Below are 327 nucleotides of genomic sequence, written 5' to 3' on the forward strand. Positions count from 1 at the left end.
CGATCAAGCGGGACTCCGAGGACGCGTTCCGGATCTTCCGGGTCGCCGACGGCGGTGACCTGACCCTGAAGGACCTCACCGTCAAGGGCGGCAACGCCGCCGAGTTCAAGTACGGCGGCCCTGGCGGCCCGGGTGGCCCCGGCGGTCCGGGTGGTCCCGGCGGTCCGGGTGGTCCCGGCGGTCCGGGTGGTCCGCAGGGCCCGGGTGGCCCGCAGGCGCCGGCGGCTCTGGGCTCCCAGTCCGCACCCGCGGCCCACGCGGCCATGGCCGCCAAGGCGGTCCAGGCCGTGCCGGTCGCCGACGCCGCTCCCGCGCCCCCGCCGAAGA

The 327-nt window shown here is 78.0% G+C and carries 1 pseudogene; it reads left to right on the plus strand.

The features are described 5' to 3' along the window. A pseudogene (locus AC5RWQ_RS30810) lies at positions 1-327 on the plus strand (hypothetical protein); the annotation flags it as partial.

It is taken from the genome of Micromonospora sp. BS32 (assembly GCF_059089345.1).